The sequence below is a fragment of the Clostridium sp. YIM B02569 genome (genome assembly GCF_022320765.1).
GTDB lineage: Bacteria > Bacillota > Clostridia > Clostridiales > Clostridiaceae > Clostridium > Clostridium beijerinckii.
Genome location: NZ_JAKJJX010000017.1, coordinates 85,437 through 106,413, shown reverse-complemented (window position 1 = coordinate 106,413; position 20,977 = coordinate 85,437). Strand labels below are relative to the sequence as shown.

Genomic DNA, 20,977 nt, shown 5'->3' with positions numbered 1-20,977 from the left:
CTTCTTTTTTTATTTTATATAATTTATTTTTTAATATTTGGAAATTCTGTATGAATATTTAAAATTTTTAATAAAATTTTAAATATTTTCTGTTTTCTTGGAAGCGCTTCCACATTCGCTTAAAAATTTCAATATATTATGGCAATGGAGTCATTAAACAAAACTTAAATGTCTAATAACTCCGTTGTTATCTATTTATCAATATTTAATTTTTACTCCATAAAATTTAATTTATTCTCAATATAATACTATAATAATAATCTCATTCTCTAAAAATGTCAACATTATATTTGAAATAGATAATATCAACTCTATGTAAATTTCATAAAATATTACCATTATGATGAACTAAATATATGCATTATAAATCTAAATATTCGTTATTTTAACTAGTTTCTAATGATCAATATTATATTCTTTCTAGCGCAAAGCTATAACTTATTATTCCAATTATAATTTCTTTATATCTTTGAAAATACAGAGCATTTTTACTAAACTCCATATTTTTTTGATATCATAATCTGATGTAAAATAGTATTCATATGATTATCCTAATTTATTTATAGATTTAAATTGTTATTATCATTAAGACCTTTTGTCTTTTACTTAATTTTATAAATTTCTATAATTTATATTTGTTTCTTCTATATTTAATCTATCGCCTCTTACTTGATGAACTTTTTACAATTAGTTTGCATAATAGATTTTCTACTTGTTCAAACACTTCGCTAGTATTGCACTCTAACAAATTTGCAAAAAATCCATTCAATATTATGATGTCACTATCAGGATATATCCGCTGATAAGATTTGAGCATTTCCATAAACTTAATATAATTAGCTTCTCCATACGTAACTGTATTATCTTTTTTTCTTAATTCCTGCTTAATTACATCTAAATCATCCCCGCCTGTATTTGCAAAAGCAATTTCTGAATAATTGCCTGCTAAAAGAAAATCATCTACTGTCTGACTACTCATAACCATTTCCTTGTTTATAATATTTTTATAGCTTCTAAATATTATTTCAACAGCTTTTAAAGAAAAAAGCCTAGTATATTCAGTTGCTCTGGGAGATAAATATGATTCAATGGCATGAATTAATGCATTTATAGAGCTACTTATAAGCAGGTCTAGTGGTAATTTGCTTAGTAATTCTGTTATCATAACTGTACTATCAGCATATAATTCATCTGCAACAAGGCTTACTTTCATATTATTTTCTTTTAATTCTAATGCAGAAACATTATTTACTTCACTTCCGATACCAAGTTTAGTTGGAACTAATACTAATTCTTTTTCTTTAATTATTTCTAACTTATTATTGTATAAATCTACAACCGGAGAAATATTTGTTAAGGAAAATAATTTTCCGATCTCTAAAATACATTTCTCGCCAATAGCAATAATCCTTTCATGAGATATTCTTCTAACATGTTCATACATACTCTCAACGATATCCTCAGACATATTTCCAATTCCATAGTTCTCTTTAAACAGAACTGCTGCCTCATTTACATTAAATTTCAAGCAATTATTATATATTTCTTTTCCTGTAATTATCAGATCATCTTTGCCTATGTGAAATTCCTTACAAAAAGTTTTACAATCATTATATTTATATATCACAGGACCTAGCATTAATTGTCTCATAAGCACATATCTCCTTATCATGAAAAAAATGCTATATACATTGATATATAGCATCTTTACTTCTAAATATTAAATTCCTTTTTTGTATCTTCCAATGCTGCATCCATTCTCTCAATAACATTATCCATATCTTTTTTTGAAATAACAGCTGCCGGTTCAAAACGGATGCATTTAGCATTTACTAATGTTCCTGCAGTCATAACTCCTCTTTTAAATAACCCCTTAGCGACAGAGTATCCTATATCACTTTCACGAAACTCTACAGCTAACATAAGTCCAGTACCTCTTACCTCATTTATAACTGTAGGATACTTCTTCCATAACATTTCTAACCCTGACTTTAAATATTCGCCTTTTTCTTTACATTGTCCTGGAACATCATTTTCTAGCATATATTTTATTGTAGCAAGCGCTGCTGAACAGCAAACTGGATTTCCTCCAAAAGTTGGTGATCCTAAAAGCCATGGATTGTCCACTAATTCTTCTGTCCACATTTTAGGTCTGCATATAATACCTGTTATTGGCATTATTCCTCCACCAAACGCCTTACCAAAAGTCATGATATCAGGAGTTACACCTTCTGCTTCACACCTCCACATTGTTCCAGTCCTACCCATCCCAGTTTGAATTTCATCAAATATTAGAGCAACTCCATATTCATCGCATATTTCACGAACTTCTTGTAAATAACCTTCTGGTGGAATGATAATCCCTGCTTCACCTTGTATTGGCTCTAATATAACAGCTGCAACTTTCTCGCCTACTGCATATAGATTACTTATAGCTTTCCTTATATCTTCTGCATTTCCATATTCAACGTGTTGAACTTGCTGTACCATTGGTGTATACGGCACTCTGTACGTGCTCTTCCCCCCCATTGAAATAGCTCCCATTGATTTACCATGAAACGCTCCTACTGTTGAAATGTACCATCTTCCACCTGTTGCAATTCTTGCAAGCTTTAATGCCATTTCTACTGCTTCTGCTCCTCCATTAGTGAAAAAGCAATATTCTAAATCTCCCGGCGTAATTTCAGCAACTGCTTTTGCAAGATATCCTCTTAATGGATCTAATAATTCTTGTGAATGTAATGCTTGATGATCGAGCTGTGCTTTTACAACATCAAGTATTTCCTCATTTCTATGCCCACATGTATAAATTCCAAATCCACCTAGACAATCTATAAATTCTTCTCCATATAATCCTGTGCAATATGCTCCCTGATCTGTCCATTCTACAACTGCTGCATTTGTTGATACTGATTTTCTGTATTTAAGCCATCCTGGACTTACATAGTTATCAAAATAATTTATTGTATCCTTTGTAATTGATTCTTTTTCCTCATTTGTTAATCCATCGCTTTTTATATATCCTATAACTCTGTTTAAATCTTCAATAATTTGTTCTCTTTGTGCCATAATAATTACTCCCTTTCTAAAATTAAAACGACGCATTACAATGATTTTAAATCAGTAATACGTCGTTGTATTTAATCTATTTTCTTTATTGATATTATTATAAATCAAATGCCCTAGTTAAAACAATTCTCTCAATGTATGGTTATTGCATTATTTTAGAAGTACGTATACTACTTTATAAGTATCTTCTTTCCTTGTTAGTATATACTTACAATAATTTTTAAGTATTATAACCGCATGTACAATTTATGTAATTTATGGTAAAATACCTTTAATAATCTCGCATATTTATAGAATATTTGTGCAGATATAAATATTAGTAATATATAGTTATGGAAGGTATCTATATGCAAAATAATGAATTTCTATTAATAAATAATATAATTTATCAGATATATAGCATTCCGGATTTTGATACAATGAAAATAACATTTTTGAACCTACTAAAAATGTTAATTCCTAATACAGCCTCCAGTATTTTAATGGCTGACCATACTAATTCGAAGAACTTGGTATGTGATCCCATCTGTGTCCCTGAGATTTACTCAGATACTGAAAAAAATTACCTTTTAAATGAAGATGAAGATTATACTCGTTGGGTAATGTTGAGCGGACAATGCCTACTTATTCGTGAAAGCGATTTAATGCCTGAAGAAGAGAGAGTGAAAACAGTACTATATAAGAAATGCTACGAGCCATTTAGGCTTCATTACTCATTACAATTAAATCTCGTATATAATGATTTATTTTTAGGAGTTCTCACAATTTATCGTAAACGAGAAGAAGGAGATTTTACCTCCGATGAGATGTTCATTGTAAAGGCCTTTAGCGATCATCTCAATCTTCGCTTTTATGAATATTATACAAAGGATTCAAAAAATTCTTCCAATATATCTTTCTCTATGGCAAATCTAGCCTCGAAGTATAATTTAACGAATCGTGAAGTAGAAGTTTTACAATTAATTTTTCAGGATATGAATAATGATGAAATTGCAAGCAAACTTTATATAAGTGGATATACACTAAAAAAACACATTCAGAATTTATACCGCAAATTCAATGTGTCTACTAAATGGAGCTTATTAAAATTTAGAGAATAACTGAATACTTAAAGTGAGGCGCTAGCAACCGAAATAGAATACATATATTTAATTTCTGTTGCTTAGCAGCAAACTTAAAATATCATAAAACTGCAAGTATTTTTATACCAAATTTAGTGTTCGTACCAACCAATTGGTCCTGGTGTTAAATTGATGTTTATTTGCTTTATTTCCTGGTATTCTTCTAAGCCGTGGACACCTAGTTCTCTACCATATCCACTCATTTTATATCCTCCCCATGGTGCTTCGTTGAAGGTTGGATTATAACAATTAATCCATGTGATACCTGCTCTAATTTCCTTTATTACTTTTAATGCTCTGGTTCCATCTGATGTAAATACTGCTCCTGCCAAACCATATACGGTGTCATTAGCTAAGGCTATAGCTTCCTCTTCTGTTTTAAATGTTTGAATTGTTACAACTGGTCCAAAGATTTCTTCTTTTGCAATTGTCATATCTGAAGTGCAGTTATCAAATATAGTTGGTCTTACATAATATCCCTCTGCACATTCTCTCTCAATATATCTTTCGCCACCGCAAACTAAAGTTGCACCTTCTTTTTTACCTATCTCAATATATTTTAAAACTGTTTCCATATGCTCTTTCGAAACTAATGGTCCCATGTCAGGATTATTTACTGGATTACCTATAGTCATTGCATTAGCCTTTTCTGAAAGACGTGCGACAAACTTATCTTTAATTGATTCCTCAATAATAATTCGTGAACCTGCTGAACAAACTTCACCTTGATTAAAGAATATACCAACCATGGCCCATTCAACTGCTCCTTCAAAGTCCGCATCTGCAAAAATAATATTTGGTGATTTCCCCCCAAGTTCTAGGCCAACTTTTTTAAGGTTTCCTACAGCAGCTCTTGCAATACTTTGTCCTACTTCTGTGCTTCCTGTGAAAGTAACCATGTCTACATCATTGCTTTCAGCTATTTCCTGCCCTACAGTTCCACCTGAACCTAACACTAGATTGACACATCCTTTTGGAAGTCCTATTTCATCAAATATTTCAAATAAGGCAATTGTTGATAACGGAGTATTTGAGCTAGGTTTAAATACGACGCTGTTTCCTGCTGCGATTGCCGGTGCAATCTTCCAAACAGCCATTAAAAATGGATAGTTCCAAGGAGTAATCTGTCCGCAAACTCCCACTGGTTCATGCACTGTATATGAATGCATTTGTCCAAAGCCATCATTTACATCATAAACTCCGCCATATGGTTTAGTAATTAATCCTGAATAATATCTAAAGCAGTGAATTCCATCATCAACATCCCCCTCAGCCTCGCGAAGAGGCTTTCCATTATCTATTGTATCGAGCATTGCAAATTTATCTCTTTTTTCTGCTATCTTATCTGCAATTTGTAAAAGAATATCAGCACGAGCTTGTGCATTCATTCTCCTCCATTCACCTTTTCCATAAAAAGATTCTTTTGCAGCTGCAATTGCTAGCTTAGTATCCTCAATCCCACCTTCTGTTGTCTTTGCAATTACTTGTCCATTAGCCGGATTTATTACATCTCTCGTTTTTTTAGAAATAGCTTCTACCCATTCACCATTGATGTACATCTTTTTAATTTCCATAATATCTCTTCCTCTCATTTAATTAATATAAAATCTCTCAACTTATTTTTGCCAACAATTTATTTTGCTGTGAATTTCACAGATTAATTTCTATTAACAATTAATTTCAAATTCTAATAAAATATCTGTAGCTCCCGATTTTTTAAGCATATTCTGAAGAATATATATGGTACAGAATACTTATTCTTAAGAATATTTGTGGTAGAGCTTATTAGTTTATTCCATACTTCTCATTGTTCCCAATTCCACATAAGACACTTATCTTTAATAGTTTTCCCTGCACTTATATCCAATGCTTCTTTCCCTTTTACTGTCATAACTCCATTTACAAAAACATATTCAATGCCTTCTGGCCTTGTGTCTGTGGCTCCAAAGCATGGATACTCTGCTTTATCTTCTATTATTTTTGCATCAAATATTAAAATATCTGCATCAGCTCCAACTCCAATAAATCCTTTATTTATTAATCCTAAGCGTTTTGCCGGCATATATGTGCATCGTCTTATAGCATCTATTAAAGTGATTCTATGCTGCTCTCTTACCATAGTTTTAAAAAATTTAGGATATGTCCCTGCATCTTGGGGATGACCTGGAACTCCAGCATCGTATAATGTTCCCGCATCTGTAGAGACCATTACATAAGGTTTTTCTAGGATTTCAAATACTTCATATTCCTCTCCCACCATGCCTATGACCGTATCATCCTGATAATTTCGTCTAAGTTCTTCATAAATTTCTTTGGTTAATCTCTTACCTTTATATTTACCAGTCCCAGCTATTAAGCTGCTATAATCACATCCCCACTTTTCTATGCAGCCTTCATCAAAAACAGCACTTCCAATGGAAGTCGCAAATCCACTATACAATCCGCTATCTACGGATATATCTAGCCCTTCGGCTAAAGCTTCTTCTATCATATGAAGAGCTTCTGTTGCCATTCCCATTCCAAACTGATAAGTTAAATGAGATATATTTACAGCTGCACCTGTTTTTCTAGTTATGTCAATAGCTTCTCTTAAGCTAGAAAGGCCACCATAAGAGTCTGACCTTGTATGAATTGATACTAACTTTCCATACTTAGCTGCAACTTTTGCTAGTTCTAATACTTCCTTCCTTGAGCTTCCAGGAACATATTCAAGTCCGAATGATAATCCGCTGACTCCAAATTCAAATGCTTCTTCAAGGATAACCTTCATCTTTTCAATTTCTTCATCGCTGGATGATTTATATCTATCAGTAACCCCAACTTGTTCTCTCAGAGTAGTATGTCCAATTTGTTCTATTTGATTGATTAAAAAACTATCATACTTATTGTAGAATTCCTTAATATTTTCTGGAGACATTCCACAATTACCATTGTATACTGTAGTAACTCCCATGGCTGCTAGCACTCTAGCACAATCTAAATCCCCCTCTACATGAGCATGAATATCTATAATACCTGGACATACTATTTTACCTCTTACATCTAATTCAATGTTACCTTCCATATCTTCTCTTGTTATAGCTTTTATTTTTCCATTCAGGATTCCAATATTAGCAATAGTGCTCTTTTTTCGCTCTGGATCTATTATGGTTCCATTCTTAATAACAACATCGTATTTAATCATTAACTCACCCTCTTATTCAAGTTAGTAAACCTTTATGCCTTATTATCTTTATGAACATGAAAATAAATAACAGACAAACATTCTGTTCCACTATTCTCTTATTGTGACTTAAGCTTCCTAACTTGAAATGCAGTATTTAAAGCTATAATTATAATAGTTATAACCATTATTACTGTGGATAAAGCATTTACTTCTGGTGTTACTCCAGTCTTTACCATAGAGAAAATTTTAAGTGGAAGTGTTGTACTTCCTGGTCCAGCTGTAAAGAAGCTAATTACAACATCATCAATAGATAATGAAAATGCCAGCATAGCACCAGACAAAACTCCTGGCATTATGAGCGGTAACGTTACTCTCCAGAAAGTCACAATCCTATTTGCACCTAAATCCATAGCTGCTTCTTCAAGATATTTATCAAATCCGGCAAGTCTTGCTCTTACTGTTATTACAACAAAAGGAATACTGAAAGTAATGTGAGATAAAGTAATACTAATTAATCCTAAAGGAATACTAAGAACTGAATATATTGAAAGTAGAGCAATACCAAGCACTACTTCTGGAATTACTATAGGGATGTATAATAATTTATCTATTACATCTCTTCCTCTAAATCTGTATTTACTTAGCCCTATAGCACCAATAGTTCCTATAATAGTTGAAATAATAGTACTTATAATCCCAATAATCAAAGTATTTGAAAGCGCCTCCATTAAAGTTCTATTTTTGAAGAAGGTCCCATACCATTGAAAAGTGAAATTTTCGAAAGTAATATTTAACTTTGAAGTATTAAATGAAAAAATAATTACATAAAAGATAGGAAGATATAAAAATAAGAAAACAAGATAAATATAAATATTTTTAAATATTCTAGATATATTCTTTTTCTGCATCTTTGTCATTTTACATACCTCCTAAGTCGTCCATATTACCACCTGATTTTTGGTATAACCATACAAGTACCAGAGTAATTACAATTAAAAATATTGAAATTGCTGATCCGAGTGGCCAATTCCTGGCGGTTATAAATTGAGTTCTAATAACATTACCAATTACTTGAGTTTTACTTCCTCCAAGTAAGTCAGTAACAAAGAAATATCCTAGCGAAGGAATAAATACTAGAATACTGCCTGCAAATATTCCCGGCATCGTAAGTGGTAAGGTAACTTTTATAAAAGAAGTAATAGGTTTTGATCCTAAATCACTACAAGCTTCTAATAGCGATTTATCTAATTTTTCAATTGAGCTGTATAAAGGCAAGATCATAAATGGCAGTAACATATATACTAGGCCTATCATAACACCAGTTGTATTGTATACTAATTGAAGTGGTTCATTAATCAATCCTAATTTCAACAATAGTGAATTAATAATCCCATCCTTACGTAGTAAATTTATCCATCCAAAAAGTCTAATTAATGAACTTACTAAGAAAGGGACTATTACCATAGCCATAAAAACAGTCTTCTTTATAGTAGTTTTTTGGGCTATAAAGTAAGTAAATGGATATGCAATTACTATACAAATTATAGTCGTAAAAGCCGAAATCAAAAATGATTCACCAAAAACCTTTAAATATAACGGATCGAATACCTGTATAAAATTATTTAGAGTGAATCCAATAACAACCCCACCATAAGTTCCTTTATTCATAAAACTCATAGCAAAGACATAAATAAATGGAATAGCTACTAGCAAAATCATCCATGCTGAAACTGGACCAACTCTGGTTATAAGAGGCATGTTTATTTTCTTTTTACTTTTCATTTAAGCACCTCCTTATTTTGTTTGGTTCTCTACTGTAAATACGGGATTATCTACAACATTGAAGACTTCTTGGCTTTGTGATTTAATAACAACTGCATCTTCCTTTTCCCAATACACATATACTTCTGAACCTATTGGTAGTAATTCCACTTTTGGAGTAGTATTCATCTTTATCTCCATTCCTGTTGGAAGCATAATTATTGTTTTATTAACATTCCCAATATAAACATGCTCTTTTACTTTTCCTACGAGAGTAAATCCTTCTATCGGTTCCTTAGATAATCTTATATTTTCAGGCCTTACTAGAACATAAATTATTTCATTATCCATAACCTGAGAATCCAATACTATAGCATCTCCATTTTCTAATTTTACTCTTGATAAATCATTCTCTAACTTATTAGCAACTCCATAAAAAATATTTGATTCTCCAATAAAATCTGCCACAAATTTAGATTTTGGCTTTTCATATATTTCCTTTGGTGTTCCTATTTGCTCTAAATCTCCTCCATACATAATTGCAATTCTATCACTCATTGTAAGTGCTTCCTCTTGATCATGAGTGACATAAACAAATGTAATTCCCAACTTTTTTTGGAGACGCTTCAATTCAAATTGCATTTGCTTTCTTAATTTTAAATCCAAAGCTCCTAAAGGTTCATCTAGCAGCAAAACCTTTGGTCTATTTATAAGGGCTCTTCCTATTGCAACCCTTTGTTTTTGTCCACCTGATAATTGATCTGGTTTTCTATTTTCAAATCCCACTAGCTGCACTAGCTCGAGAATTTCTGTAACACGCTGTTTAATTTCTGCTTTGTTAACTTTCTTGACTGATAATCCAAAAGCTAAATTATCATAAATAGTCATATGAGGAAATAGTGCATAGTTTTGGAAAACTGTATTTACTTCTCTCTCATAAGGTTCAGAGTTTTGAACCTCTTCACCCTCAATATAAATGCTTCCACTAGTAGGTGTTTCAAAGCCTGCTATCATCCTCAAGGTTGTAGTTTTACCACAACCTGAGGGGCCAAGCATAGTTAAAAATTCACCTTTTTTTATGTCAATAAATAGATCTCTAACTACATGATTATCTCCGTATTTTTTATTTATATTATCTATTTTCACGATAACCTCAGACATTTAATCCCCTCCAAAGTCTTATTTTTCACCCTTATACTTTAAACTTAGTCCATAAGTCAGTTATTTTTGATACATTTTCTCCAATATCTTGTAAACCCTGACTTTTCTTCATTTCAGCCTCTGGGATATTCATAATATTATTATTTTTAAAGTCGTCTCCTAGAATATCTTTAGCTGCTTTGTTTGGATTTACATATGGGAAAGTCTTTGAAATAGTAGCACTTACTTCTGGATCTAATATATAGTTCATTAGTAAGTCTGCATTCTCAGAATTCTTAGCTCCGTTAACTTTCATCATCATATCAAATGTGAAATAAATGCCTTCTTCTGGATAAACTACTTTAATTGCCGGATTCTCCTTAGCTGCTAAAGCGCATTCCCCTCCATAAACAAGGCCTAATGAACACTCACCATTTAATAATAATGTTTTTGGACTATCACCGTTGAATGCATGAATATTTGGTTTCAATTGTGTTAAAAAGTCCTCTGCTTTCTTTAATCCTTCATCGCTTGTATCATTTATCTTATATCCATTTGTCATTAATCCAATCCCGACTATTGGTCTGGCATCCTCAACAACAACCATAGTATCTTTATACTTAGGATTCAATAAATCTTTATATGATTTTATATTATCCTTAATTTTATCTGTATTAACTGCGATTAATATGCTTGTACCCAAATAAGGAATACTGTATTCATTTTTAGGATCATTTGCTTCATGTAAATATTGCTCATCAATATTTTTGAAGTTCTCTATTTTACTTGTATCTAATTTTTGAATCAAATCTTGAGATTTTAGTATATTAATATCTTGAGCCGGGCCAATAATCATATCATATGTCCCTTTACTTCCTGATTTAACTTTTGCAAGCATTTCATCTGGATCAGTAAATGTAGTCATATTAACTGTAACTCCATACTTTTCTTCAAAACCTTTTAGGACGTCATCAGGTAGATATTCGGACCAGCAGATAACATTTAATTCCTTACTTTCACCAGAATTTTCACCTGTACTTCCATTAGAAGTTGATTGAGTATTTGAACCACAGCCAGATAAACTCATTGTTACCATGCATCCTATTGTTATACTTAATATAAGTTTCTTTAATATACCTTTTATCATCTAAATCACTCCTCTAAATAAAAATAGCTTTTATGCTTATAATTTCCTAACTCTTCTATCATGAGCTAAAACAAAAAAGTGCATAAAGATATTCATACCTTTATGCACCCTTGCATCTAAATATTTATGATTATAAAGCCTTACTTCCTCTTTCACCTGTCCTAATACGAACAACTTGTTCTATATTTCTAACGAAAATTTTTCCGTCTCCAACATTACCAGTTCCTACCTTGTCTATTACCGATAAGATAATATCTTCTATTATATTGTCCTCTACTACTGCCTCGACTTTAATTTTGGGTAATAAATTTATATTTGTTTTTAAACCCTTAATCTCATTTACACCTTCTAGCGAGCCTCTTTGAGTTCCACATCCCATTGCAGTTGATATTGTCATTCCACCACAGTGGTATTCATCCAAAATACTTTTAATAATTTCTAATTTTTCCGGTCTTATAATTAATACTATTTCTTTCATAACCTCTCTCCTCCCTAATTGCAAAATTATATACAAACTTCCATCTAAACAACTATTTCACTACTTCTTGTGAATAATATACTATCAAAATCTTTTTATAACAATTCACCAAAAACACCATTTTAATTATCCTTTTTAATATATAGATACCCCTAAAGTAGTATTCTCATCCTCTTTCTTTAACCATCTTAAATAGCTGAACTCTATTCTTAATACCTAGCTTTCTATATATATTAAGTACATGTTTCTTTAATGTATTATTTGTAATGCATAATTTATTGCTAATCTCACTGTTCTCTAATCCATTCATTAGTTCACATAACACAGCTTCTTCCCTTTTGGTTAATCCACAAGTATCTACACACTGGGAAATAGATATTTTTTCTCCACCCATGGAATTATTATTTAGATCATGATATAACCTAAAGGCTAAATGTTCTTTAATAATATCAAGTACAAAAGAATCCTCATATATAAAATCCTCTTTTCCTTTTATTCTAAAGAAACATACTACACCAACAAACTGATTTTTGTGTGCCAATATCATATTTAGTGTATGATGCCAATTGTTAGGTTCAAAGTACTTTTTATAGTATTCCGTCTCTACTCTCTTTTTCTCCGAAATAATATCACTTTCTCTATATACTTTACTTTTACCACCAAACATTAATCCCCTGCTATAATCTATACCGTCATACTTGTCCATGTAATTTTCATCTGCTCTAGGCTTGTAATTGTAAAATACTGGTTTAACCAATGTATGGCTATTTAATTCTGATGCAATATAAAAATCAGCACTATCAAAATCTAAAACTAAAGCCATCTGAGTAAGGAAATTTTTTCGCATAGTAGTAGAATTCTCAATAGAATTAATCTGATATACTATATTGTTAATAACCATCCAATCATTTGTTTCTAAACTACGCATTTGCTAAAACTTCCTTTCCTAAAATATTAAATAATATAAAATAAGAGGCATATGTAATTCTCTTAATGAGATATTTACATATGCCTCTTTGCACATATCAATTTACTTATACATTATTTTACTCTTTCACTATTCGCCTTTCAACATTATCATTTGATTATTTTTTATACTAAACATACTCCTTTAGGAGTACATTTAAAGTAATTATAAAGTTATATTTTAATTATCTTCATCAAAATATAATACTGATTCAGTTTCTCTACAATATTTAACACACATACATTGTGCTAATTTTCTTGGGCACTTATAACATAAACAAGTCAGATCCTTTCCATTACATCTTCCTTGCTTTAGCTCTCCACAATCTCCGCAATTTACTCCATTTCCTGCTGGCATAATAGTATCACTACTCCTTTAACTTTATACTTACATTATTATTAACTCAAAATTAATGAATGTCAAATTATAAGCCATTAATAAATAAATAGATAGCTTTTTTGAAAAGCTACCTACTTTTTCACTTAAAACATATAAGATATCATTTACCAAATCCCTATTCTATCCCCCGGCTTAACATACATACCATCTTTTTCAGTAATTCCATATGTGTCATAGAACTTTTGAAATTGTGGTAGGACTGCATTTACTCTAACCTTATTAGGAGAGTGAACATCTATGATTAATGCATATGTTGCATATTCCTTTGTTGTTATCTGTCTCCAAGTAACTGCATAACTTTCAAAAAACGCTTTATAATTTGCATTATTCATTTCGCCTAGTATATCTAAAAGACAGGATACTCCACCTATATCTGCAATATTTTCTCCCACAGTAAGATTGCCATCTAACTTTTCACCAGGCATTGCTTCAATCTGACTATAAAAATTTGCAACCTTTTGAGTTTTTTGCATGAATTCTTTATAATCCTCTTCGGTCCACCAATTATTAAGGTTACCATCAGAATCATATTGAGCTCCAGTATTATCAAAGGCATGGCTAATTTCATGACCAATAATAACTCCAATTCCGCCTAAATTAACTTCCTTAGGTGTATTTACATCATAAAAATGGCCTTGAATTATTCCGCCTGGTATAATAATTGAATTTTCTGTTGCACTATAAAAAGCATTGACTGTTTGAGGTTTAAACTGATCTTCATCTTTATCCACTAGTTTGTTTATTTTATTAAACATCTTATCACGCTCAAATATTCTAAGTGTCATTGCATTTTGGAAAAGTGATCCACCTTCTTCGTATGATTTAATATCTAACTTTGAATAATCATTCCAACTGTCAGGATACGCTATCTTTATCTTTAACTTATCTAGCTTATCAATAGCATTTTTTTTAGTTTGACTACTCATCCAATCAAGATTATCAATTCTCTTTTTGTAAACTGCTATAATATCCTTTGTTATGGACTCTACATCTTTTTTAGTCTTTTCAGGAACATATTTTTCAGAATAAAGTCTTCCAATAGCCATTCCCATCATAGAATTTACATTATCAACGGCCTCTTCCTCTTTTGATACATTACCAGTTATGCCTAGCATATTACTTGCGTATTCTTTATTGGCATTTTCAAAATCCTCACTTAAATAATTTGATGCATATAGTAAATTAACTATTTCAATATAATTTTTAATGAGAGGTACATTTTCTTGATTATATAATTTATTAAATGCTTTCAACCATTCTGGATCTTCTAAAATAATCTTATTAGCTTTGTCTATTCCCATATAATTCATAATTTCTGGTAGATTTAAATTAGGAGCTAAATTATTTAATTCTGCTACTGTATATACATTATATTGTTCATCAATCAAATTCTTAGTTGTAGCCTTTTCCTTTTTTCCTTTAATATACGGAGCTACCATTTCTTCAAATTTAAACATATCATCAACTTTTTTCTGAGATTCTTGTTGAGTATATCCACTTAACATCAATATTTTATTATAATAATCTTCCGTTAACTTACGCTCTTTTTTGCTATTCTCTGTTGGATTAGTATATTCATCTGAATCCCCTAAACTAAGCGCAATAGGACTTATATAAAGTATATTTGTTTTCACATCTTTTATATCTTTTTCTACAGAAAACTTTATTGTTGAGTTTAATATCCTCTTATCCTTCCAGAGCTTAGTAATATCATCTATTGTTCCAATTGATTTAATTTCATCTAAATTTTCCTTTACTGGTTTTATCCCTTCTCTATTTCTTGCTTCTATATTTAAAGTATTATTGTAAATATTTATTATTTTCTTCTCATCACTATTTTCTTTATACGCATCCTTATTAATCAACAAATTGTTAATTATATCTTTGATTTGTTCTGTTACTTTATTCTCAACATCATCAAAAGTAGACGCAGTAGATTTTCCATCTTCAATTTTAGCATTTTTAATCCAATCACTATTTACTGCATCATAAAAATCATCATTTAATCTTACTCCTTGACTATTGTTTGTTACTGATGATTCCTCTGCCATTGCAACATTATGTGATCCATTAGATACAACCAGCATAAATGCTACTATACTTGCTACTATACTTAACTTTTTAATTTTTTTCATTACTACACCTCTCTTTCAGGATAGCTTTTTATAATTAGCTTTTATAACTTACTATTAACCTCTGTTTATATTACATGTGCAATAATATTTATTATGTTTCACTAATAAAAACTACTCCCTAGCCCCTTTAGCTTATGAAATTCTTAGTGGTTTGCCTTGTCCAGATAAATATATCCATATAAATAATTGGTATCATATATTTCTCTATACCTAAAAGTTACACCATTCCAAGTTGATTCTGATATATAAATTTTACCACCATCTATTTTTTCAACTATTGCTACATGTCCATCGCCTCCAGAATTAGGCATGTTAGATTTCCAAACTGCAATAGCTCCTACTCTAGGTTGAGAACCATACTGGTATTTACCGCTTTTTTGATTTGCGTCCCACCATTCATAGGCATTTCCTATAAATCCTGCATCACTTGGCTTTACTCCTGTAATTTCCCAAGCGCGTCCCCAAGCATACCATGTACAATTTCCTTTAATCGGTTTTCCTCCACTATAAAATGGTGGCGAAAGTTTAACTTTATAAAAAAGATTATCATCAGAATAGTAATACTTATTATCTGTACTTGGCTGTGTATTCCTTATATCACTAAGCGAACTACTGATCGCATTAGAATTTTTATTATCTACTGATGGAGTATCTACACTAGAATTAGGTATATTAGAAGAGGTTGGACTCTTTGTTGTATCATCTTCAGGTTTATTAAACGTGACCCATTTAGAGCTTACCCATCCCCTTTTTCCATTTATTATTATAGGATAGAATCCATTCTTTTCATCATCAACAATTTTAACCTGTGCACCTCTGTATATATTGTCAATTATATCTGACGAAGTTGATGCATCTGATCGAACATTTAATGAATCATTATTTGTCGCAACATATGCAATACGAGAATTCGTGTCATCCTTTACACCATTTACATTCTCTGATCCACTTTCTATTTGCTCAGTATTACCATTTAGCATTTCTCCGCTATCAGAGAAAGTATAAACTTTGCCACTTATGCCTAATGTTCCAGTTTCCATTTCTCCACTAAAATTAGTATAATACCAAGTGCCATTGTCATTTACCCATCCTATGCTCATTACCCCATCATTATTAAAGTGATACCACTTTTCACCAACCTTTTTCCAACCTATAGTCATCTCTCCACTATTAGATAGGTTGTACCATTTTCCATTATCACTAAGCCATCCTGTTTTCATTATTCCATCTGTATTAAAATAATACCACTTTTCATCAATTTCTTTCCAACCAGTAATTTTAATATCTCCATCTAACCAACTCCAACCATTGTTCTTATCATTAATCCATTTAGCTGATGCTGAGATATAACACATGTTTGTTACCATTAGAGTTGTCATTCCCGTTATTATAATCTTTTTAAGAAATTCTTTGTTCACTTTCTTTTCCCCTTCATAAATTATTTCTTATACGTAACTCATAATATACTCTTTTATTGTTTATACATAAAAAATTACTATATTAATTTCAATATAAAACTAATCTCAATAAGTTAAAAGAGTCCCCCCTTGGAAAATAAATAATACTCTAGGAATTTTAATCCTTATACATTAAATATTAACTCAAAATCACTTAATTAACAAACATAATTATAATTAAAAATAACAAAATCTGTATTTAGAAACATAATGAACTTTTTATATTTCTAAATACAGACAATCTTTGAACAATTATTAAATTTTGCAATGTCAAAATTCTCTAAATGAAAATTCTAAAACTCAATTAAAGAAATAACCTTATTATAATCAAAACAATAACACCAGGAACTCCAAAAAAACCTGCTATCAAAGCGGTAATTGGATTAATCGCCAGCGAAAAATTAACATTTATGCCTATTAATCCGAGATTTGCAATTATAAAATTAGCTAAATATAATATTACAACGCCTATGATACCATTTATAAGTATTTTTATCGGCCATTTTAATAATCTTATCATTAAAAATAATAATATTATCCCTGCTAATCCATATATTAAATATTGTCCCTCCATATTTAGCTCCCCCACTTTATTTATTCAACAATTCGTACATTATTTTCTACTACATAATTATGTTCTACTCTTATCCCCTTTTCTCTTGCTATTGATAATAAGTAATCATATCTTTTTCTTGCAACATTCTCTGAATAAATAGCTACTTCTATTAATTTGTCATCGTTAACATTATTAAACATGCTACGAGCCACATTTATTTCCATTTTTGCAATTTCCATATCATGTAATAACTTAGCATACATAGTTGAGTCATTAGTCTTGTTCATCAGGTACTCTACAATATTTTTTTTATTCATGTAAATCCCTCCAAAAAACTTCTTACTACCATTTTATCCATTCAATGGTAAAAATATACATAATTTGATTTCATAATTTATTTTAATACTGTAACACTTTTTCAAATATATATATATATATATATATTATACTTAAGAAGCTTTTCACTCATGCAGATAGAAACTTCTAACTCCCATCTATGTAACACTTTTTAGGAACCTAATTTTATTTAGGTTCCTTTATTTTATATCTCTTTTCTTCCCTCTAGTGCCTTAGATAATGTAACTTCATCTGCATAATCTAAATCACCACCAACAGGTATACCTGAAGCAATCCTAGTAACTTTAACATCAAGAGGTTTAAGTATCTTAGATATGTACATTGCAGTTGCCTCTCCTTCTATATTAGGATTCGTTGCTAATATTACTTCCTTTACATCTTCGTTCATTCTAGAAACAAGCTCTCTAATTCTTATATCTTGAGGACCTCTTCCTTGCATTGGAGATATATTTCCATGTAATACATGATATACTCCATTGTATTCTTTAACCTTTTCCATTGTCATAATATCCTTTGGCTGCTCTACAACACATATTGTACCCTTATCTCTATTAGGATTCCCACATAATGCACAAGGATCTTTATCTGTAAAGTTTCCACATACCGAGCAATACTTAACCGTTCCTTTTGCCTTAACTAATGCATCCGCAAATTCCTTAACTTCATCATCCGGAAGATTTAAGATATGTAATGTTAATCTTTGAGCCGTCTTTTGTCCAATACTTGGTAGCTTGGCAAATTCTTCTATCAACTTTTCTATGGCTACTGGATAAAACTCCATCATAATTTATAATTCTCCTTTATCTATATTTTTAGCCTATTATAAAAAGCATACAGGCTGAAGTTTCTTCTACAATCCTGTATGCTAACCTATTAATAACTATTGAGATTCTTAGAATAACCCGCCTGGCATTCCGCCTGTTAGTTTACCCATTTTGCTTGAAGTTTCCTCTTCTGCTTTTCTTAGTGCTTCATTAACAGCACTCATTACTAGGTCTTCAAGCATTTCAACGTCATCTGCATCTACAACTTCTGGTTTTATGTTAATTGATGATACTTCTTTTTTACCAGTTACTTTTACAACTACAGCACCACCACCTACTGATGCTTCAAATTCCTTTGTCTCAAGTTCCTTTTGCATATCTTCCATTTGCTTTTGAAGCTTTTGTGCTTGCTTCATAAGGTTATTCATATTCCCGCCACCAAAGCCTCCTGGAAATCCACCTTTTGCCATAAAAAATCCTCCTCTTTCTTGAATCTCATTCATTAATTATAAAACATCTTTTATTAATACTCAAGTTTAATGAATAAGTAACTTCTTATTCATCATATATTTCAAATGGTATTCCTTCTATTGTTTCTTTTAATAGCTCTTCTTGATCTTTTACTTCATTATCATTTTTTACTACATAATCTACAATTACTTTTTCTTTTAGAACTTCTGAAAATACGGTATTCACAATTTCTCTGTATTCTGCCTTCTGCAACCTATCTTTATTAAATGCATACATTGAATCATATTCAAGTGTAGCTATACCATTTTTTAAGCTATATGGCTTTGCTGTAACGATTGAAGCATAAACAATCATTGCCCTCTTTGCCTTGAACTTTTCTAATATTTCTGTCCATACTCTCCCAACATCATCTACTGTTAACGATGAATTTGGATTAGCTTCTAAATTAACACTGTTACTATTTATGTTACCCTTATTAATAGCATTTCTACTTTGATTATTATTTGAATTAGTTCCTATATTATTATGTGCAGATTTTAATTCTTCATTAATATTTTCTGATTGAACCATTCGAATCTTGCCAGTTTTTAATGATTCCTCCAACTTGTTTATTCTTGATAAAATAACCTCATTTGAAGTATCATACTCAATTTTACACATCTTTATAATAGCAAGCTCTAAATATAATCTACTTTGCTTGCTAGCTTTTGAATTTGTTTCCGAATCCTGAAGTATTCTAATAGCTCTCATTATTTCTTCTACTCTAATCTTTCTTCCCTGCTCTTTAATTAAATGAATATTTTCAAGAGACATGTCTAAAACTTCTTCTGGATTATTTGTAACCTTTACCATAAGTAAATTTCTAAAATGTGCTATTAAATCTTTAATGAACAATTGCATATCCTTACCAGAATAAACAAGCTTATCAATTATAATCATGGATTTTTCAATACTTCTATCTATAATGGCATAAGTTATGTCAAACAAATATTCATTTGTCACAAGTCCCAATATACTAACTAAATCTTCGTAGTTAATTTTATCTTCACCCATAGCAATCGCTTGATCTAATATACTTAATGCATCTCTCATTGCACCATCGCAGACTCTTGAAATTAAATCCAAACTTTTTTGCTCATAAGTTATTCCCTGAGAATCTGTTATCTTTTTAAGTCTGCTAGATATTTCTTTTTGGCTTATTCTCTTAAAATCAAACCTTTGACATCTAGATAGAATAGTTATAGGTAGCTTTTGCGGATCTGTTGTGGCTAATATAAATATTACTCTCTTAGGAGGCTCTTCTAAAGTTTTTAAGAACGCATTAACTGCTCCTACTGAAAGCATATGAACCTCATCCATTATATATATTTTATACCTAGCTTCCTGGGGCGGATATTTTGTATCATCTATAATGTCTCTAATTTTATCTATACCATTATTAGAAGCGGCATCAAGTTCTGTTACATCAATTGCTAATCCCTCATTTATTTTTCTACACATCTCACACTCGTTACATGGTTCTCCATTTTGTAAATCTAGACAATTTAATGCCTTTGCCATTACTTTTGCAGTTGATGTTTTTCCTGTTCCTCTAGTTCCACAAAAAAGATAAGCATGTGCAATTCTATCGTTTAAAATTTCATTTTTTAACGTTGTAGTTATATGTTCCTGTCCAACAACGTCTTCAAAATTCTTTGGTCTCCACTCTCTATATAGTGCTGTATAACCCACGGGATACCACCTCGCCATTTCTCTTAAATATAACATTATTATACACTATTGCTTGTGCAATGCAAAATACACAATTAGTTTTATATTACATATATTTGAATAAATATATGTAATATAAAAATCTTTAAAAATAAATACTAATAGTTTCTTGAATTTACACTCCTTCTGAAGACCATATACTTTTAATATGCTTTTATATAAAATATATTGGATGACTTGTTAAATACTTTAGGTTAAAATGTATATTGAATAATTTTA

General features: G+C 30.8%; 19 protein-coding genes. 1 reads left to right on the top strand and 18 read right to left on the bottom strand.

Translation table 11 applies throughout. The annotated features are described in order from the left end of the window. Window positions 1-655: 655 nt before the first annotated feature. Window positions 656-1,651, bottom strand: coding sequence for an iron-containing alcohol dehydrogenase (locus L3B96_RS16315; protein WP_238948082.1), 996 nt, complete (start codon window positions 1,649-1,651; stop codon window positions 656-658). Window positions 1,652-1,713: 62 nt separating this feature from the next. After that, entirely contained in the window at window positions 1,714-3,069 is a 1,356-nt protein-coding gene (locus L3B96_RS16310) for a putrescine aminotransferase (protein ID WP_039772962.1), read from the bottom strand. Between the two features lie 347 nt (window positions 3,070-3,416). Here L3B96_RS16310 and L3B96_RS16305 point away from each other — a divergent pair, with 347 nt between their 5' ends. Continuing rightward, complete coding sequence (locus L3B96_RS16305) at window positions 3,417-4,169, top strand: helix-turn-helix transcriptional regulator (RefSeq protein WP_238948081.1); 753 nt, start codon at window positions 3,417-3,419, stop codon at window positions 4,167-4,169. A gap of 113 nt (window positions 4,170-4,282) precedes the next feature. On the opposite strand, the gene L3B96_RS16300 is transcribed toward L3B96_RS16305, so the two are convergent. The 16 genes from L3B96_RS16300 to dnaX all read right to left on the bottom strand — a co-directional run bounded on the left by L3B96_RS16300 (window position 4,283) and on the right by dnaX (window position 20,719). Then, the gene (locus L3B96_RS16300; protein WP_238948080.1) at window positions 4,283-5,764 is read right to left on the bottom strand and encodes an aldehyde dehydrogenase family protein; all 1,482 of its coding nucleotides are present in this window, start codon (window positions 5,762-5,764) and stop codon (window positions 4,283-4,285) included. Between the two features lie 230 nt (window positions 5,765-5,994). Then, window positions 5,995-7,371, bottom strand: a complete 1,377-nt coding sequence (locus L3B96_RS16295) for an amidohydrolase family protein (protein ID WP_343073100.1) — start codon at window positions 7,369-7,371, stop codon at window positions 5,995-5,997. 101 nt (window positions 7,372-7,472) lie between these two features. Next, the gene (locus tag L3B96_RS16290) at window positions 7,473-8,273 is read right to left on the bottom strand and encodes an ABC transporter permease (RefSeq protein WP_039772956.1); all 801 of its coding nucleotides are present in this window, start codon (window positions 8,271-8,273) and stop codon (window positions 7,473-7,475) included. Between the two features lies 1 nt (window position 8,274). Further along, the gene (locus L3B96_RS16285) at window positions 8,275-9,138 is read right to left on the bottom strand and encodes an ABC transporter permease (protein ID WP_238948078.1); all 864 of its coding nucleotides are present in this window, start codon (window positions 9,136-9,138) and stop codon (window positions 8,275-8,277) included. A 12-nt stretch (window positions 9,139-9,150) separates the two neighbouring features. Continuing rightward, window positions 9,151-10,278 (bottom strand): ABC transporter ATP-binding protein, encoded by a 1,128-nt coding sequence (locus L3B96_RS16280; protein WP_238948077.1) that lies wholly within the window; start codon window positions 10,276-10,278, stop codon window positions 9,151-9,153. A 31-nt stretch (window positions 10,279-10,309) separates the two neighbouring features. Then, window positions 10,310-11,404 (bottom strand): spermidine/putrescine ABC transporter substrate-binding protein, encoded by a 1,095-nt coding sequence (locus L3B96_RS16275; protein WP_238948076.1) that lies wholly within the window; start codon window positions 11,402-11,404, stop codon window positions 10,310-10,312. A gap of 130 nt (window positions 11,405-11,534) precedes the next feature. Next, complete coding sequence (locus L3B96_RS16270) at window positions 11,535-11,882, bottom strand: P-II family nitrogen regulator (RefSeq protein ID WP_012061092.1); 348 nt, start codon at window positions 11,880-11,882, stop codon at window positions 11,535-11,537. A 166-nt stretch (window positions 11,883-12,048) separates the two neighbouring features. Further along, on the bottom strand, window positions 12,049-12,810 hold the full coding sequence (locus tag L3B96_RS16265; protein WP_238948075.1) for a helix-turn-helix transcriptional regulator: 762 nt from the start codon (window positions 12,808-12,810) through the stop codon (window positions 12,049-12,051). A gap of 219 nt (window positions 12,811-13,029) precedes the next feature. Then, window positions 13,030-13,206: a hypothetical protein gene (locus tag L3B96_RS16260; RefSeq protein WP_017212276.1), complete on the bottom strand. Its 177-nt coding sequence runs from the start codon at window positions 13,204-13,206 to the stop codon at window positions 13,030-13,032. A 146-nt stretch (window positions 13,207-13,352) separates the two neighbouring features. Continuing rightward, window positions 13,353-15,383, bottom strand: coding sequence for a M13 family metallopeptidase (locus L3B96_RS16255; protein ID WP_238948074.1), 2,031 nt, complete (start codon window positions 15,381-15,383; stop codon window positions 13,353-13,355). A 143-nt stretch (window positions 15,384-15,526) separates the two neighbouring features. Then, window positions 15,527-16,801: a CHAP domain-containing protein gene (locus L3B96_RS16250; protein ID WP_041900545.1), complete on the bottom strand. Its 1,275-nt coding sequence runs from the start codon at window positions 16,799-16,801 to the stop codon at window positions 15,527-15,529. Window positions 16,802-17,144: 343 nt separating this feature from the next. Continuing rightward, window positions 17,145-17,414 carry a pro-sigmaK processing inhibitor BofA family protein gene (locus L3B96_RS16245; RefSeq protein WP_023974900.1) on the bottom strand — a complete coding sequence of 90 codons (270 nt, stop codon included), beginning with the start codon at window positions 17,412-17,414 and terminating at the stop codon, window positions 17,145-17,147. Between the two features lie 20 nt (window positions 17,415-17,434). Next, complete coding sequence (locus L3B96_RS16240; RefSeq protein ID WP_012061098.1) at window positions 17,435-17,713, bottom strand: YaaL family protein; 279 nt, start codon at window positions 17,711-17,713, stop codon at window positions 17,435-17,437. Between the two features lie 224 nt (window positions 17,714-17,937). Next, window positions 17,938-18,534 (bottom strand): recombination mediator RecR, encoded by a 597-nt coding sequence (gene recR, locus L3B96_RS16235; protein ID WP_023974901.1) that lies wholly within the window; start codon window positions 18,532-18,534, stop codon window positions 17,938-17,940. A gap of 111 nt (window positions 18,535-18,645) precedes the next feature. Next, window positions 18,646-18,987, bottom strand: coding sequence for a YbaB/EbfC family nucleoid-associated protein (locus L3B96_RS16230; protein ID WP_023974902.1), 342 nt, complete (start codon window positions 18,985-18,987; stop codon window positions 18,646-18,648). Window positions 18,988-19,072: 85 nt separating this feature from the next. Continuing rightward, complete coding sequence (gene dnaX, locus L3B96_RS16225; protein WP_012061101.1) at window positions 19,073-20,719, bottom strand: DNA polymerase III subunit gamma/tau; 1,647 nt, start codon at window positions 20,717-20,719, stop codon at window positions 19,073-19,075. Window positions 20,720-20,977: the final 258 nt, after the last annotated feature.